18 protein-coding genes are annotated in these 14,920 nt (G+C 47.4%); 12 read left to right on the top strand and 6 right to left on the bottom strand.

The genetic code is table 11. From position 1 onward, the window contains the following. The first annotated feature begins 45 nt into the window (after positions 1 to 45). A complete protein-coding gene (gene erpA / locus BLW68_RS11095) occupies positions 46 to 387 on the top strand; it encodes an iron-sulfur cluster insertion protein ErpA (protein WP_092793246.1) in 342 nt (113 codons plus the stop codon). A gap of 59 nt (positions 388 to 446) precedes the next feature. On the opposite strand, the gene BLW68_RS21120 is transcribed toward erpA, so the two are convergent. Continuing rightward, positions 447 to 620: a hypothetical protein gene (locus tag BLW68_RS21120; protein WP_177172215.1), complete on the bottom strand. Its 174-nt coding sequence runs from the start codon at positions 618 to 620 to the stop codon at positions 447 to 449. 249 nt (positions 621 to 869) lie between these two features. Between BLW68_RS21120 and BLW68_RS11090 the strand changes: the two genes are divergently transcribed. Further along, positions 870 to 1,112: a helix-turn-helix domain-containing protein gene (locus BLW68_RS11090; RefSeq protein ID WP_068232674.1), complete on the top strand. Its 243-nt coding sequence runs from the start codon at positions 870 to 872 to the stop codon at positions 1,110 to 1,112. A gap of 32 nt (positions 1,113 to 1,144) precedes the next feature. Here the strand turns inward: BLW68_RS11090 and BLW68_RS11085 are convergent, their stop codons facing one another. From BLW68_RS11085 to BLW68_RS11065, 5 genes are all read right to left on the bottom strand, one after another. Beyond that, the gene (locus BLW68_RS11085) at positions 1,145 to 2,479 is read right to left on the bottom strand and encodes an AmpG family muropeptide MFS transporter (protein ID WP_245728319.1); all 1,335 of its coding nucleotides are present in this window, start codon (positions 2,477 to 2,479) and stop codon (positions 1,145 to 1,147) included. A 90-nt stretch (positions 2,480 to 2,569) separates the two neighbouring features. After that, a complete protein-coding gene (locus tag BLW68_RS11080) occupies positions 2,570 to 2,890 on the bottom strand; it encodes a hypothetical protein (protein ID WP_092793243.1) in 321 nt (106 codons plus the stop codon). A gap of 59 nt (positions 2,891 to 2,949) precedes the next feature. Then, a complete protein-coding gene (locus BLW68_RS11075) occupies positions 2,950 to 3,540 on the bottom strand; it encodes a peptidylprolyl isomerase (protein WP_245728318.1) in 591 nt (196 codons plus the stop codon). Between the two features lies 1 nt (position 3,541). Then, positions 3,542 to 4,093: a YajG family lipoprotein gene (locus BLW68_RS11070; protein WP_092793241.1), complete on the bottom strand. Its 552-nt coding sequence runs from the start codon at positions 4,091 to 4,093 to the stop codon at positions 3,542 to 3,544. Positions 4,094 to 4,095: 2 nt separating this feature from the next. Further along, positions 4,096 to 5,259 (bottom strand): methyltransferase, encoded by a 1,164-nt coding sequence (locus BLW68_RS11065; RefSeq protein ID WP_092793239.1) that lies wholly within the window; start codon positions 5,257 to 5,259, stop codon positions 4,096 to 4,098. Positions 5,260 to 5,282: 23 nt separating this feature from the next. Between BLW68_RS11065 and BLW68_RS11060 the strand changes: the two genes are divergently transcribed. The 10 genes from BLW68_RS11060 (at position 5,283) to BLW68_RS11015 (ending at position 14,916) form a co-directional block, all read left to right on the top strand. Further along, positions 5,283 to 5,915, top strand: a complete 633-nt coding sequence (locus tag BLW68_RS11060) for an alpha-ketoglutarate-dependent dioxygenase AlkB family protein (RefSeq protein WP_092793236.1) — start codon at positions 5,283 to 5,285, stop codon at positions 5,913 to 5,915. A 126-nt stretch (positions 5,916 to 6,041) separates the two neighbouring features. Beyond that, a complete protein-coding gene (locus BLW68_RS11055; protein WP_092793234.1) occupies positions 6,042 to 6,374 on the top strand; it encodes a BolA family protein in 333 nt (110 codons plus the stop codon). Positions 6,375 to 6,499: 125 nt separating this feature from the next. Then, on the top strand, positions 6,500 to 7,693 hold the full coding sequence (gene fabV / locus BLW68_RS11050) for an enoyl-ACP reductase FabV (RefSeq protein WP_092793233.1): 1,194 nt from the start codon (positions 6,500 to 6,502) through the stop codon (positions 7,691 to 7,693). Between the two features lie 319 nt (positions 7,694 to 8,012). Then, complete coding sequence (locus BLW68_RS11045; RefSeq protein ID WP_092793231.1) at positions 8,013 to 9,350, top strand: Na(+)-translocating NADH-quinone reductase subunit A; 1,338 nt, start codon at positions 8,013 to 8,015, stop codon at positions 9,348 to 9,350. A gap of 2 nt (positions 9,351 to 9,352) precedes the next feature. Next, positions 9,353 to 10,558: an NADH:ubiquinone reductase (Na(+)-transporting) subunit B gene (locus tag BLW68_RS11040; RefSeq protein WP_092793230.1), complete on the top strand. Its 1,206-nt coding sequence runs from the start codon at positions 9,353 to 9,355 to the stop codon at positions 10,556 to 10,558. After that, a complete protein-coding gene (locus BLW68_RS11035) occupies positions 10,551 to 11,336 on the top strand; it encodes a Na(+)-translocating NADH-quinone reductase subunit C (protein WP_092793229.1) in 786 nt (261 codons plus the stop codon). The genes BLW68_RS11040 and BLW68_RS11035 overlap by 8 nt, the downstream gene beginning before the upstream one ends. Further along, a complete protein-coding gene (locus tag BLW68_RS11030; protein ID WP_092793228.1) occupies positions 11,329 to 11,958 on the top strand; it encodes an NADH:ubiquinone reductase (Na(+)-transporting) subunit D in 630 nt (209 codons plus the stop codon). Before BLW68_RS11035 ends, BLW68_RS11030 begins: the two co-directional genes overlap by 8 nt. A gap of 10 nt (positions 11,959 to 11,968) precedes the next feature. Continuing rightward, positions 11,969 to 12,577: an NADH:ubiquinone reductase (Na(+)-transporting) subunit E gene (gene nqrE / locus BLW68_RS11025; RefSeq protein WP_092793226.1), complete on the top strand. Its 609-nt coding sequence runs from the start codon at positions 11,969 to 11,971 to the stop codon at positions 12,575 to 12,577. Positions 12,578 to 12,595: 18 nt separating this feature from the next. Then, a complete protein-coding gene (gene nqrF / locus BLW68_RS11020) occupies positions 12,596 to 13,828 on the top strand; it encodes an NADH:ubiquinone reductase (Na(+)-transporting) subunit F (protein WP_092793225.1) in 1,233 nt (410 codons plus the stop codon). A gap of 62 nt (positions 13,829 to 13,890) precedes the next feature. Further along, a complete protein-coding gene (locus BLW68_RS11015) occupies positions 13,891 to 14,916 on the top strand; it encodes an FAD:protein FMN transferase (protein WP_092793223.1) in 1,026 nt (341 codons plus the stop codon). Positions 14,917 to 14,920 lie beyond the last annotated feature (4 nt).

The raw sequence follows: 14,920 nt of genomic DNA, 5'->3' as shown, positions 1-14,920 counted from the left end.
CAAGTATTAGATAATTTGCCCCTTAGCTAAACCTGTGGAGTTGTTATGTCAGAGCCAGCTGTACCAATTGAATTTACTGAAGCGGCAGCACGTAAAGTGGCGTTGCTGGTCAGTGAAGAGGAAAACCCTGAGCTAAAGCTACGGGTGTATATTACCGGTGGTGGTTGTTCTGGCTTTCAGTATGGTTTTACCTTCGATGAAAAAGTGAATGAAGGCGATTTCGTCGTAGAGAAGCAGGGTGTCGCCATGGTGGTAGACCCTATGAGCCTGCAGTATCTGATGGGCGGCGTGGTAGATTATACCGAAGGTTTGCAAGGTAGCCGTTTTATTGTACAAAACCCTAACGCTACTACCACTTGTGGTTGTGGCTCGTCTTTCTCCGTGTAAGCGGTAGTAGTTTTTGTAAAATAAAAACTACAGCCTCGTATGTTATTTAAGCTACTGGCTCAACGCTGGGTCAGTAGCATAATGCCCCACAAAGCCAGTGCAATGCAGCCGTTAAAAGTAATAATGTAGGCAAAGCCTTTTTTACCCTGCCGGATAGTCCAGCCTGATTGCTTTAGGTACCAGTACCAAAGTGCACACATCAATATTGGCATTAAAAAAAATAATTTTATCATCTTTATCTCTGTTTGATACCTGGCACGGTTCTGCTTAGGTACGCGTTGATTTATTGCTGCAAATTACGCCATTTCTGGCACTGTAAAGTCGTAATACATATTTTAACAGTTGTGGCTGTACGCTTGTCGCATCCTGTGGTTTAATTAACCGATTTTTATTGCTTATTGCGTTTGCAATAGGGTTTTGATTTTTTGCAGGAAGTATTTTTGACATAATAAAAGCGTAACACGCTGGGAGAAGAAAAAAACATGAAAGGTACAAAAAGCGTAATTTCTGATGAAAATAAGCGTCTGTGTGTCTGGTTAAAACGGCAGCGTCAGGAAAAGGGCCATACTATGCGCAGCCTGTCTGAAATTTTGGGTACACCGCACTCTTTTATCGGTAAAGTAGAGAATCAGGAACGTCGTTTAGATGTGATTGAATACGTACGTTACTGCCAGGCACTGGACGTCGACCCCACGGAAGGGTTAAAGCAAGTATTATCAGCCTGACCTATTGAGCTATCTATGTCAGCAACGCCGCGCTACTGTGCGGCGTTCTGTTTTAAGCGCTGCGCGCGCGCCAGTAATACAATCAACACTAACGCCGGTATCCCCATCAGGGCTGTCATAACAAAAAACTGGCTATATCCCAGTTGTTCTACCCATCGGCCGGAAAAACCACCGGTAAATTTAGGTAGCAACAACATCAGTGAGCTGAATATCGCATACTGGGTGGCGGTAAACGCCAGATTAACTAAAGACGCTAAATAAGCAAGAAAAGCACTGGTAGCAATGCCTGCGCTTAAATTATCTGCTGAGATCACTAAGGTTAACCACACCAGATCATAACCAATCTGGCTTAATGCAGAGAACAGCAAATTAGTTACCGCGCTTAGTACCGCACCAATAAACAGGATTTTAATTATGCCAAACTGATTAATCAGCACTCCGCCAAGGGCAGCGCCGATCAATGTCATAATAACTCCATAGATCTTGGAAATGCTGGCAACCTCTTCTTTGCTATAGCCCATATCTACATAAAACGCATTTGCCATCACGCCCATTACAACATCGCTCAGGCGGTAACATGCAATCAGCGACAGTATCAGTATTGCATGCCATTTATAACGGCTGAAAAAGTCAATAAAGGGCGCAACCACTGCTTGTTTTAGCCACGACAGAGTGCGCTGTAAGAAGGAGCCACTGGTATAGTGTTGTTGCTGCAGGCCACTGACAGGTTCTTTGCTAAGTAATGTGGTGATAATACCCGGCAGCATACATAACCCCATAACCAAATATGCCTGCTGCCAGCCAGCTAAATCGTAACTACTGCCATCGGAGAAGATAGCAGCCAGCCACAACGTACCCGCCGATGCCATAATCATTGCCAGCCGGTAGCCGGCAAGATAGGCAGCAGCGAGCGCTGCCTGCAGCTTTTCAGGCGCGCTTTCAATACGGAAGGCATCAACATTAATATCTTGTGTTGCTGAAGCAAAAGCCAGCATGACAGCAAAAGCGGCCATCAGGGCTAAATCCTGCTGCGGGTCGGTTAATGCCATACAGCAAACTGCAACCATGACGGCAAGCTGGGATAGCAGTAACCAGCTACGTCGTCTGCCAAGTTTTTCATGTAGTAGCGGAATTTTCAGATGATCAGCCAGCGGTGACCACAGCCATTTAATAGCGTATGCCATTGCCACCCAACTAAAATAGCCAATATCGGCACGCGACACCTGTGCTTCACGTAACCAAAAAGATAGCACACCAAAAACCAGCATTAACGGCAGGCCACTGGAAAAGCCCAGTACAAAGATGCTTAGTACACGACGTTGGAAATAGATACTCAGGCCAGACAGCCAGGCTAGGTAATAAGGCAAAACGGACATCCGCTAAAACACGCTTGTAGGCCTAGCTTACAGTGCGGATTATTCTGGTCAAGCTCTGTTAACCTCCAAAGCGTAACCTCACTAGGGCCTAATACCAACGCAATCTGGTGGTGCCACGCCATAGCCCTTAAGATAACAGAGGCAATCCTGAATATTGCGCCGCAATAGTTTATCTTGTTGCAGTATGCTATCGGGCCAGAATTCTAACTGATGAATTAAATGCCAGAACACGCGTTCCCTGCTACTGCATGGTTGCTGCAGGGGGGCACTTAATTGTGCCCACTCTTCCAGCGTATCCCAGATAAACAGGTGCAGCTCGCTATGCGGCAAGCGGCCACGGAAGTAGCGGGAAATGTAAAAAATCAGCTGTTGTGATTTTAGGTCGATAAAGTGGTTTAACATATATTGCCTTAACAGCGGCCCCTTACTGACAAGACTGTTAAGGCAAAGTATAGCCGGTTTTATTGCTCTGGCAGTACGATAGCTGTTTTTAGTAATACCTTTTCTACCGGCACGTTTGGCCAGCCAAGTTCTGCCGACGTATCTGTGGCTACAGCTCTGATTTTCTCAATCACCTCGTTACCTTCAACAATATAGCCAAATACGGCGTAACCCCAGTTACGGCCGGGGTCAAGGTGTGGGTTATCCTGCAGATTAAAGAAAAACTGGCTGGTGGCGCTGTGCGGATCATTCAGGCGCGCCATAGCAATAGTGCCAAGCTGGTTTTTCATACCATTGCCTGATTCGTTAAACACCGGTTTTTGTTCTTCTACCGGTTTATAATTTGCGTCATAGCCGCCGCCCTGCAAGACAAACTCAGGTTCCAACCTGTGAAACAGCGTGTTGTCATAACTTTTCTTTTTCACATAACTGAGAAAATTATTCACGCTAAGCGGAGCACGGCTGCGATCCAGCTCAACAATAATATCGCCATGCGATGTCATCAGTTTTACTTTGGGATACAGATTATTAGGCTGAACAAATTGTCCGGCCTGTGCGGCGCACATAACCAGATTAAATAACAGCAGTGCTAACCTTGTCCAGCTATGCATATTACCCCCGGACTGCCTGATGCCAGCTGCTGTCTTGCAGGATTTGGCCAAGCACTTGCTCTGTTAATACACGTAATTCGCGTTCAACTGCGGCGACATCCATCCGAAACGGTGCCGTATAGCTGCTGTCGCCGGAATAGGTTTTGCTGAAGGTGCCCTGATCGCTTTGTACAAACACTGTCAACGAAACCTGATTAGTGACAGCGTGCTCCAGTGAGCGCTGATCCACCAGCGCCTGCAACAGGGTAATTTTTATGGTCATCTGGGTATTGCTGTTTTGGTCAATTATCGCTGCCTGCTCCGTTAGCGCTTGCGCCATAGTGCTTTGTATATCAGCACTGATATCGTTGCTGGCGTTAATCTGTTGTATGTCGGTGCCTTTTTGGATCCGCAATGAATAAGGTCTGCCGCGTTCATCAGATACGGCAAAAGCAAACCTGGCTTGTTGCAACTGATTAGATTGCGGCCAGAATATCTGCGGCGACAAAATAAACTTTGGTGTGGGGGCGCTGCAGCCGGTAAGCAACAGCAGGGTTAAAAGTATGTAGCGCATGTTCAGCTCCTTTTTATGGCTTCTAAAATGACAAATTTAGGGTCGGCTGCCAGCTGGTGGCAATTGCCGAATAAACGCTTAAGTACATCAGCATACCCCAGATGGCGGTTTGCCACTATGCGCAAACGGCCGCCTTGTTTCAGTACCCGCTTTGCGTCAGTAAACATCTGGTTGGCAATATGGCCGGTAACGGCGTGTTGCTGATGAAATGGCGGGTTGCACAGCACCACATCAGCCGATTTATCTGCTTGCTGGCTCAGGCAGTCATCGACGATAAACTCACACTGCGCTAATTTGTCCGGCAAGTTGTTTGCTATGGTTTGTTGAGCCGAGTCTGCCGCCATATAAGATTCATCACAACACAACAGCTGAAAATCATTGTGCTGGGTTAACAGAGCCAGCCCTAACACACCATTGCCACAGCCTAAATCTATAACGCGCTGGGCGCTTTTAATTTCAGGCAAATGCTGTAAAAAGAACCGTGCGCCCTGATCAAGCTTTTCCCGGGAAAACACATTGGCGTGGTTTATCACAGTAAACTCGGTCTGCTCCAGTGGCCAGGCTAATGGAAACTCTACTGCAGCCGCACCCGGCAATGGCGCGCTAAAGCTGCATTCGATCAGACGGCACTTCTTTACGGTGAGCGACGCTGTGGCCGGGCCCAGCGTATTGTCAAACATCGCCAGTACGTTACGACTGATATCTTTTGCTTTGGCACTGGCCAGAATTATGCTTTGTGGCGTAACTACACGGGCAAGTTGTTGCAATATATATTGCAGATAACTGTGATTATTGGGAAGCTTCAGCAGCACTATATCTGGCTGTGCCGGGTAGGGGGCCAGGCTGGATAGTTGCTGCAGGCCGCTATCCGCAATATTGTTTTGCTGGCGGTTATATAAAGTGCCCTTTGCCGCCAGTACAGAGTCGTTTATCTGAAACTGAGTACAGCCAGACAGCGCAGAGGACAAAGCGCCGAAACTGTCATTAATAAGCAGCAACGTCGGCTGACGCTGATGTTGCAATGTGAATTGGCTAATTGCTTCCTGCGCATGCAGGATCAACAATTCGTCAGCCGCATCCCACGCCTGTAAACTGTTATTGGGTTGGTTAAGCGGCCAGCGGTGTAACTGCAGGCTGCCTTGAGAATGCACAAAAGTGGTATTCATAGAAACACGAGTGATGAAATAAGATGAGTATTTTGACACGGCCACGCCAGGCCGACAACCAGCAATACCCCGAGCATGTGTTCCATTTGCCCGATGCGCATATGGTATTATGGCCGGGCTGGTTAAATGCCGGTGAAAGTGCACAGCTACAGGCTGAACTGGTTGCTCAACTGGCCTGGGCGCAGGACAGTATTCTGATGTTTGGCAAAAAGGTAAAAATACCACGCCAGCAGGTATGGATGGCCGACAGTCATTGTAGTTATCGTTATTCAGGCACTACTTTTATGCCGGTGCCCTGGCATCCGGCAGTCAAGCAACTGGCTGGCGAGATAAGCCGGTTTTTGCAGCAACCCTTTAACTGCGTGTTGCTGAATTTATATGCAAACGGTCAGCAACATATGGGCTGGCATGCTGACAATGAACCAGAACTGGGAGATGATCCTGTTATCGCCTCCGTCAGCCTTGGCGCTGCACGGCGTTTTGAGTTAAAACATCGCCGGCAGCAGTGGCAACTGGCGCTGGATTTGACGCCCGGTAGTTTGTTGCTGATGAGTCAGGGCAGCCAGCAGCACTGGCTGCACCGGTTGCCAAAGCAAAGCCGGGTAACTGAGACAAGGTTGAACCTGACCTTTCGTTATATTGCGGCAAAGGCTTAGACAAATTTATTTTTAGTAACGCCGCCAGCCCGTTAGTTCTGATTATTTAACTTGACAGCAAAACCCGCTGGCAAGTTTAACGTGGGCATCTAGAGTTAATTAAAGGAATAAAAAAGGATTAGGGCTATGTTGATTCATACAGCTATTGAGCAGAAGTTACTTAGTGCATTTGATCCTGTGTTCCTTGACGTGGTGAATGAAAGCCACCTGCATAATGTGCCTCAGGGCTCTGAGTCGCATTTTAAAGTGGTCATTGTAACGCCAGCTTTTAATGGCTTGCGCTTGTTACAACGCCACCGGGCAGTTAATGCCATAGTGGCAGAGGAACTGGCAGAGAAAATACACGCATTAGCGTTACATACATACACGCCGTCGGAGTGGTACGAATACTACGCCGAAAAACCGCCAGTGTCGCCACGATGCTATGGCGGTAATAAAACTGAAAAAGCGTCGATATGACGCTTTTTTTCTGTCCGGCGTACATTAATTTTAATCTGGCAGATAAAACGTGCTGATCAGACCTGTTTTCTGCGGTAAAGTTTTACACTAGCGTCAATTTTGTCGAGACAACAGCAGGAGCTGTCATGGTTATTCAACCGAAAATTCGTGGTTTTATCTGTACTAACGCTCATCCTGTCGGCTGTGCCGAGCATGTAAAAGAACAAATCGAGTATGTTAAAAAAGCTGGGCCTGTAGCCAATGGGCCGAAGAATGTGCTGGTGATTGGTGCTTCTACCGGTTATGGCCTGGCCTCACGTATTACTGCAGCTTTTGGCTCAGGTGCTAAAACCCTGGGTATATTTTTTGAGAAAGAACCCACAGAGAGTAAAACGGCTTCTGCCGGTTGGTATAACACAGCCGCATTTGAACAGGCTGCTCAGGCAGAAGGGCTGTGGAATAAACACATTAACGGCGATGCGTTTACCGACGAGCTAAAAGCACAAGCCATTGATATTATCCGCACTGAAATGGGTAAGATTGATCTGGTGGTGTATAGCCTGGCCGCACCGCGCCGCAAAGACCCTGTAAGCGGCGAGATCTTCAGCTCAGTGTTAAAACCTATTGGCCAGTCTTATACCGCCAGAACACTCAATACCAGCAAGCGTGAAATTGAAGAAGTGTCGGTTGAGCCGGCAAACGACGATGAAATTTATCAGACAGTAAAAGTGATGGGTGGTGAAGACTGGGAGCGCTGGTTAACGCAGTTGGATGCTGCCGGTGTACTGGCAGATAACTGCCAGACAGTAGCTTACACCTATATTGGTAAAGAACTGACCTGGCCAATCTACGGTAAAGCCACTATCGGTAAAGCTAAAGAGGATTTAGACCGGGCAGCCGCTGCCATTACGGCTCAGTTGGCCGATAAAAAAGGTAAAGCCTATGTCGCCTCATTAAAAGCGCTGGTTACCCAGGCCAGCTCTGCCATTCCTATTATGCCGCTGTATATTTCGCTGTTATATCGTGTCATGAAAGAAGAAGGCACGCATGAAGGCTGTATTGAGCAGATTAACGGTTTATTCCGTCAGGGATTATACAGTGACACGCCTGTTATGGATGAGGCCGGCCGTTTACGCATGGACGGCAAGGAGCTTAGCGCACATATTCAACAGGCCGTAAAAGACTTATGGGGCCAGGTAACAACAGACAGTATTGATACGCTGACTGATTATAAAGGCTATCATAATGAATTCTTAAGGCTATTTGGCTTTGGTTACAGCCATGTTGATTATGATGCAGATGTCTCACCTATGGTGCCACTGCAAAACATTGCCGGTTAATTTTATCAGGCCGCCTACGGGCGGCTTTTGTTTATGCGCAAATGAACTAAAGTTGACTAGAATTTGCAGCAGCAAAACGCTAATGTCGCTCCGCTGTCAGGGTAGACCAATGGCCATATAGCCCGGTTGGTTTACCGGAAAATTTGCGCAACAGCATAGATAGGCAGCTGTATTAATGCTAGAATCCGCGACTTTAATACGTGTATCTGGTTTAAAAATAAACAGTGGGAAACCCTGATAAATAACTCCGGATGCGCTGCGCGGTGAGCAGCTGAAAAACTAGGCCCTGTTTCTTCCCAAAATAGTAGTGCAAGTACGTATGATAAAACTCAAAAAAGGCTTGGACATTCCCCTCGCGGGCAGTCCTAAACAAGAGATCAGTGCGGGCAATACCATTAACACTGTCGCTGTATTAGGCGAAGAGTATATTGGTATGCGTCCGACCATGTCGGTTGAAGTTGGCGATACGGTAAAGAAAGGCCAGGTACTTTTCGAAGATAAGAAAAATCCGGGCGTTAAGTTTACTGCACCGTTGGCGGGCACCGTCAAAGAGATCAATCGTGGCGCTAAGCGGGTATTACAATCTGTAGTGATTGCTGCTGCAGGTAATGATGCCGTCCAGTTTGCCAAATATTCTGCCGATCAGCTCGCCGGTTTAAGCCGTGAGCAGGTTGTGCAAAATCTGGTAGACTCAGGGTTATGGGTTGCGTTTCGCACTCGCCCGTTTAGCCAGACCCCAGCCATTGACAGTACGCCGCGTGCGATTTTCGTCAATGCTATGGATACCAACCCGCTGGCTGCCGATCCTGCTGTAGTTATTGCTGCTGACAGCGAGGCATTTACTCAGGGCTTAACCCTGTTAGCAACGCTGACAGACGGTAAGCTGTACTTGTGTAAGAAAGCCGGCGCTACAGTACCCACTATCAGCAAAGCTGAAGTAGCCGAGTTTGATGGCCCGCACCCTGCAGGTCTGGTAGGTACCCATATTCACCTGCTTGACCCCGTTAGTGCGAAAAAGATAGTTTGGCACATCGGTTATCAGGACGTTATCGCAATCGGCAAGTTATTTACCAGCGGTGAGCTACACAATGAACGTGTAATCGCTGTTGCCGGCCCGGTAGTGAAAAATCCACGTTTGGTTAAAACCATACTGGGCGCTTCAACCAGCGAACTGACTGCCGGTGAACTGACAGACGGCCAGAACCGTATTATTTCGGGTTCAGTGTTAGCAGGTGCTACGGCACATGGCGTACATGGTTATGTCGGGCGTTACCATACACAGCTTTCGGTGCTGGCTGAAGGTACTGAAAAAGAGTTCTTAGGCTGGATTGCTCCGGGCGCAACGAAGTTTTCAGTAACCCGCGCTTATTTGTCACATCTGAATCCAAAGCGGCTGTTCAGTATGACTACCACCACTAATGGTTCATCCCGTGCCATGGTACCGATTGGTAACTATGAGCGCGTTATGCCACTGGATATTCTGCCTACGTTGCTGCTGCGCGACATGGTGTCGGGTGACACTGATGGTGCAGTATCCTTAGGTTGTCTGGAATTAGACGAAGAAGATCTGGCGCTGTGTACCTTTGTGTGTCCGGGTAAGTATGACTATGGCACCATTTTGCGTAGTTGCCTGACGACCATTCAGAAGGAAGGCTAATCATGAGTTTGAAGCATTTTTTAGAGCGCATTGAGCCGTCTTTTGAGAAAGGCGGTAAATATGAAAAGTGGTATGCGCTGTATGAAGCTATTGCTACTGTCCTTTATACCCCAGGTCTGGTGACGAAAAACGGTACTCACGTACGTGATAGTATCGATTTAAAACGTATCATGATCTTTGTTTGGCTGGCATTGTTCCCGGCGCTATTCTTTGGTATGTACAATATTGGTCATCAGGCGGTTATTGCCCTGCAGGCTGGTTTTGGCACGCCAGATACCTGGCAGGTTGCTGTTTATCAGGCCTTAGGTGGTGAACTGACCGCCCAATCCGGCTGGGGCAGTAAAATGTGGTACGGCGCCGTTTGGTTTCTGCCAATTTACGCTGTAACCTTTATTGTTGGTGGCTTTTGGGAAGTATTGTTTGCCTCAGTGCGTAAGCACGAAGTTAACGAAGGCTTCTTTGTTAGTTCTATCCTGTTTGCGTTAATTCTGCCGGCGACTATTCCGCTGTGGCAGGTAGCACTGGGTATTACTTTCGGTATCGTTATTGCCAAAGAAGTGTTTGGTGGTACCGGCCGTAACTTCTTAAACCCGGCGCTGGCTGGCCGTGCGTTTCTGTTTTTTGCTTATCCGGCACAAATTTCCGGTGATGCAGTATGGACAGTAGCCGATGGTTATTCAGGGGCGACCTGGCTAAGCAAGGCTGCAGCAGGCGAGCTTGATTATGCAGCTAACATGGAACTGTGGTGGGATGCCTTCCTGGGCTTTATTCCGGGTTCTGTCGGTGAAACCTCAGTATTAGCACTATTAATCGGTGGTTTAGCTCTGATTTACTTCCGTATAGCCTCCTGGCGCATAGTGGCCGGTGTTATGGTGGGTATGGTGCTGTCTGCTTACCTGTTTAACGCCATCGGCTCAGAAAGTAACACTATGTTTGCCATGCCCTGGCACTGGCACCTGGTATTGGGCGGCTTTGCCATTGGTATGTTATTTATGGCAACTGACCCGGTTTCAGCGTCCTTTACTGATAAAGGTAAGTGGGCATACGGTATTCTGATTGGCTTTATGGTTGTGATGATCCGTGTCGTTAACCCGGCATACCCTGAAGGTATGATGTTAGCCATACTGTTCGCTAACCTGTTTGCGCCATTGTTCGATTTCTTCGTGGCTCAGGCCAATATCAAACGGAGGCTGGCACGTAATGTCTAGTAATAACGATAGCATCAGCAAAACGCTGATCGTAGTCATCTCTTTATGTTTAGTTTGTGCGGTGATTGTATCTACTGCCGCAGTGCAGTTACGTCCGCAACAAACAGCAAACAAGCTGCTGGACTCGCAGAAAAACGTATTGGCAGTAACTGGGTTACTGTCTGGTAGCGATATTAATGCGCTGTACAACAAGCATATTGAAGAGCGCTTTGTTGACTTAAACACCGGCGATTTTGTTGAAAAGCCTGCTAACTACGATTACCGGAAGTTTATGAAAAATCCGGAAGAGAGTATTCGCTTGTCAGGTGACGAAGATGTCGCGTCAATTAAAAGCCGCGCTAATATTGCTCCGGTTTATCTGGCGTACAACGATGGTGTGGAGTCAGGTGAGTTATCAGCCATAGTGTTGCCAATTCATGGCTACGGTTTATGGTCTACGATGCATGCCTTTTTAGCTCTGGGTGCTGATGGCTCTACCATCAAAGGCCTTAACTACTATGAGCAGGGCGAAACAGCCGGCTTAGGTGGTGAAGTGCAAAATCCAAGATGGGTGGCGCAATTCGAAGGTAAAAAGCTGCTTGATCAATCTGGTGCCCCTGCTATTAAAGTGGTGAAGCCGGGTAATGCCAGCGCTGATTCTGCCTTTGAAGTTGACGGCTTGTCTGGTGCGACGTTAACCAGCAATGGCGTACAGTACACTTTCGATTTCTGGGCAGGTGCTAAGGGGTTTGCCCCGTTCCTGGCTAAAGTTCGCGACGGAGCATTGAATAATGGCTAATGCAAAAGAAATTAAAACGGTTCTGTTTGGCCCGGTATTTGCCAATAACCCTATTGCTTTGCAGGTACTGGGTATCTGTTCTGCGCTGGCGGTAACCACTAAGATGGATAAAGCCCTGGTTATGTGTATTGCACTAACTCTGGTAACGGCTTTCTCTAACTTTTTTATCTCGTTAATTCGTAACCATATACCGTCCAGCGTGCGTATTATCGTGCAGATGACGATCATCGCCTCTCTGGTAATTTTGGTAGACCAATTACTGAAAGCCTTCGCCTACGATGTAGCCAAAGAGTTATCGGTATTTGTTGGCCTGATTATCACTAACTGTATCGTAATGGGCCGTGCTGAAGCGTTCGCGATGAAAAGCGCGCCAGGTATCAGCTTCCTTGATGGTATCGGTAATGGTTTAGGTTATAGCGTAGTACTGATGACCGTTGCCTTTATTCGTGAATTAGGCGGTTCAGGTACTCTGTTTGGTATTGAAATTATGCCACTGGTAAAAGATGGCGGCTGGTATCAGCCGATGGGCTTGCTGCTAATGCCACCAAGCGCCTTTATCATTATTGCCGGCCTGATTTGGTTACTGCGTACTTACCGTACTGAACAAGTCGAGAAGGCATAAGGAGCTGTAGATGGAACATTATATAAGCTTATTTGTTCGCGCAGTGTTTATTGAGAACCTGGCGCTGACCTTCTTCCTTGGTATGTGTACTTTTATTGCCGTATCAAAGAAAATTACGACAGCCTTTGGCCTGGGGGTTGCTGTTATCGTTGTACTGGGTATTTCAGTACCGGTAAATAACCTGGTGTATCAAAACCTGCTGGCGCCTGGCGCTTTAAGCTGGGCAGGTTTCCCTGAGGCTGACTTAAGCTTCCTGGGTTTCTTAACTTACATTGGTGTTATCGCTGCATTAGTACAAATTCTGGAAATGACGTTAGATAAGTTCTTTCCGGCGTTGTACAACGCTCTGGGTATTTTCCTGCCGTTAATCACGGTGAACTGTGCCATTTTCGGTGCAGTGGCCTTTATGGTTGAACGTGATTACAACTTCGGTGAAAGCGTAGTATTTGGCTTGGGCAGCGGCGTAGGCTGGGCTTTGGCAATTACTCTGCTGGCCGGTATTCGTGAGAAGCTGAAATACGCAGATATTCCACACGGTTTACGTGGCCTGGGTATTACCTTCTTAATGGTTGGTTTAATGGGGTTGGGCTTTATGTCTTTCTCCGGTGTTTCACTGTAAGGGGTAAGGGAACGCAATATGGAAAATGTAGACATATTTCTTGGCGTTGGCATGTTTACCCTGGTGGTACTGGCATTAGTCGTTATTATTTTAGCGGCGAAATCCAAGCTGGTAGCTTCAGGTGACATTACCATCAGCATTAACGGTGATCCGGACAAGGCAATTAAAACCAAAGCCGGTGGCAAACTGCTGGGCGCATTAGCCGATAAAGGTATTTTCTTATCATCAGCTTGTGGTGGTGGTGGTTCTTGTGGCCAGTGCCGGGTACATGTTAAATCAGGTGGCGGTGAAATTCTGCCTACGGAACTTGGCCACATTACTAAAGGTGAAGCACGCGAAGGTTGCCGTTTGTCCTGTCAGGTGAATGTAAAATCTGACATGGAAATTGAAGTTGAAGAGGAAATCTTCGGCATCAAAAAATGGGACTGTACTGTTATTTCTAATGATAACAAAGCCACTTTTATTAAAGAACTGAAACTACAGATCCCGGATGGCGAGTCTGTGCCGTTCCGTGCCGGTGGTTATATTCAGATCGAAGCGCCAGCCCACCATGTAAAGTACAAGGATTTTGAAATTCCTGAGCAATACCGTGGTGACTGGGAGCGCTTTAAGTTCTTCAGCCTGGAGTCAAAAGTAGACGACGAAACTATTCGTGCCTACTCGATGGCGAACTATCCGGAAGAAGAAGGCATCATTATGCTGAACGTGCGTATCGCTACGCCGCCGCCAAATAATCTGACCCTGCCTTGCGGTAAGATGTCATCTTATATCTGGAGCCTGAAAGAGGGCGATAAAGTGACTATCTCTGGTCCGTTTGGTGAGTTCTTTGCCAAAGAAACGGAAGCCGAAATGGTGTTTATCGGTGGTGGTGCCGGTATGGCTCCGATGCGTTCACATATTTTCGACCAGCTACGCCGGTTAAAATCGAAGCGTAAAATTACTTTCTGGTACGGTGCCCGCTCTAAGCGTGAAATGTTCTACGTAGAAGATTTCGATATGCTGGCTGCAGAAAATGACAACTTCGAGTGGCATGTTGCGTTGTCAGATCCACAACCGGAAGATAACTGGACCGGTTATACAGGTTTTATTCATAACGTAATTTATGAAAACTACCTGAAAAACCATAAAGCGCCGGAAGATTGTGAGTTTTATATGTGCGGCCCGCCGATGATGAATAAAGCTGTTATCAATATGCTTAAAGATCTCGGCGTAGAAGATGAAAACATTCTGTTAGACGACTTCGGTGGTTAACAGTTAAGTAAAACCGGCAGGGGCACCGTAACAGGCTGCCCCTTCTGCTATCAGGAACCTTTATGTCTCGTGTTTCTTTCCTGAAAAACTGGCTGGCTCTTATCGGGCTGGCCATTTTAGTTTCATGCAGCCCGTCAACACCGCCGACTGAGCAGTATCAGTTAAACGGTAATACGATGGGAACTTACTATGTGGTTAAATTTTATACCGATGCTGTAGTTGATAAAACTGCGTTGCAGCACCAGATTGATACTGAACTGGAACTGGTAAACGACTTAATGTCGACCTACCGGCCTGAGTCGGAACTGATGCGCTTTAACCGCCACAGCGATGGCAGTGTTTTTCCGTTGTCGCCACAAACTCATACTGTGGTGGCAGAAGCACTGCGCATTGCCGGGCAAACTCAGGGGGTGCTGGATGTTACAGTTGGCCCGCTGGTAGAGCTATGGGGCTTTGGTGCCAGGGGCCGTATTGAACATGCCCCTGATGATGCAATAATACAACAAACCCGGGCTGTGGTAGGCTTTGATAAGTTAGCGCTTACGGCGCAAGGCCTGCAAAAAGCCAACCCGGAACTTGCAGTTGATTTATCACCTATAGCAAAAGGCTTTGGCGTCGATCAGGTAGCGGCGATACTGGAACAAAACGGTATCACTAATTATCTGGTAGAAATTGGCGGCGAAATGCGGTTAAAAGGTGTAAAACCTGAGCAACAGCCATGGAAAATTGCTATTGAAAAGCCTGTTAATAACGAACGTGCCGTACAGCGTATTTTAGTGCCGGGCGATATCGGTGTGGCAACCTCGGGTGATTACCGTAACTATTTTGAAGAGAACGGTATACGCTATTCGCATTTACTCGACCCGCGTACCGGCAAGCCGATTAATAACCGTACGGTATCGGTAACAGTATTGCACCCGTCCTGCATGACGGCAGACGGTTATGCTACAGCACTTAATGTGATGGATTCGCAAGAGGCACTGGCATTTGCCAACCAGCATGGTATTGCGGTTTTACTGGTGGTTAAAACAGACGATGGTTATACAGAGCTTAGCTCTGAAGCTTTTGAGCCTTATTTAACGCAATAGCGGA

This window comes from Rheinheimera pacifica (genome assembly GCF_900108485.1).
GTDB classification, from domain to species: Bacteria; Pseudomonadota; Gammaproteobacteria; order Enterobacterales; family Alteromonadaceae; genus Alishewanella; species Alishewanella pacifica.
Note: the sequence above shows the minus strand (reverse complement) of the source record. Positions and strands in the feature narration are given on the sequence as shown.

What these genes read in the sequence shown, in the direction of transcription:
- erpA (WP_092793246.1), top strand. Translation starts at nt 46, where the DNA reads ATGTCAGAGCCAGCTGTACCAATTGAATTTACTGAAGCGGCAGCACGT.
- BLW68_RS21120 (WP_177172215.1), bottom strand. Translation starts at nt 620, where the DNA reads ATGATAAAATTATTTTTTTTAATGCCAATATTGATGTGTGCACTTTGG.
- BLW68_RS11090 (WP_068232674.1), top strand. Translation starts at nt 870, where the DNA reads ATGAAAGGTACAAAAAGCGTAATTTCTGATGAAAATAAGCGTCTGTGT.
- BLW68_RS11080 (WP_092793243.1), bottom strand. Translation starts at nt 2,890, where the DNA reads ATGTTAAACCACTTTATCGACCTAAAATCACAACAGCTGATTTTTTAC.
- BLW68_RS11075 (WP_245728318.1), bottom strand. Translation starts at nt 3,540, where the DNA reads ATGCATAGCTGGACAAGGTTAGCACTGCTGTTATTTAATCTGGTTATG.
- BLW68_RS11070 (WP_092793241.1), bottom strand. Translation starts at nt 4,093, where the DNA reads ATGCGCTACATACTTTTAACCCTGCTGTTGCTTACCGGCTGCAGCGCC.
- BLW68_RS11065 (WP_092793239.1), bottom strand. Translation starts at nt 5,259, where the DNA reads ATGAATACCACTTTTGTGCATTCTCAAGGCAGCCTGCAGTTACACCGC.
- BLW68_RS11060 (WP_092793236.1), top strand. Translation starts at nt 5,283, where the DNA reads ATGAGTATTTTGACACGGCCACGCCAGGCCGACAACCAGCAATACCCC.
- BLW68_RS11055 (WP_092793234.1), top strand. Translation starts at nt 6,042, where the DNA reads ATGTTGATTCATACAGCTATTGAGCAGAAGTTACTTAGTGCATTTGAT.
- fabV (WP_092793233.1), top strand. Translation starts at nt 6,500, where the DNA reads ATGGTTATTCAACCGAAAATTCGTGGTTTTATCTGTACTAACGCTCAT.
- BLW68_RS11045 (WP_092793231.1), top strand. Translation starts at nt 8,013, where the DNA reads ATGATAAAACTCAAAAAAGGCTTGGACATTCCCCTCGCGGGCAGTCCT.
- BLW68_RS11040 (WP_092793230.1), top strand. Translation starts at nt 9,353, where the DNA reads ATGAGTTTGAAGCATTTTTTAGAGCGCATTGAGCCGTCTTTTGAGAAA.
- BLW68_RS11035 (WP_092793229.1), top strand. Translation starts at nt 10,551, where the DNA reads ATGTCTAGTAATAACGATAGCATCAGCAAAACGCTGATCGTAGTCATC.
- BLW68_RS11030 (WP_092793228.1), top strand. Translation starts at nt 11,329, where the DNA reads ATGGCTAATGCAAAAGAAATTAAAACGGTTCTGTTTGGCCCGGTATTT.
- nqrE (WP_092793226.1), top strand. Translation starts at nt 11,969, where the DNA reads ATGGAACATTATATAAGCTTATTTGTTCGCGCAGTGTTTATTGAGAAC.
- nqrF (WP_092793225.1), top strand. Translation starts at nt 12,596, where the DNA reads ATGGAAAATGTAGACATATTTCTTGGCGTTGGCATGTTTACCCTGGTG.
- BLW68_RS11015 (WP_092793223.1), top strand. Translation starts at nt 13,891, where the DNA reads ATGTCTCGTGTTTCTTTCCTGAAAAACTGGCTGGCTCTTATCGGGCTG.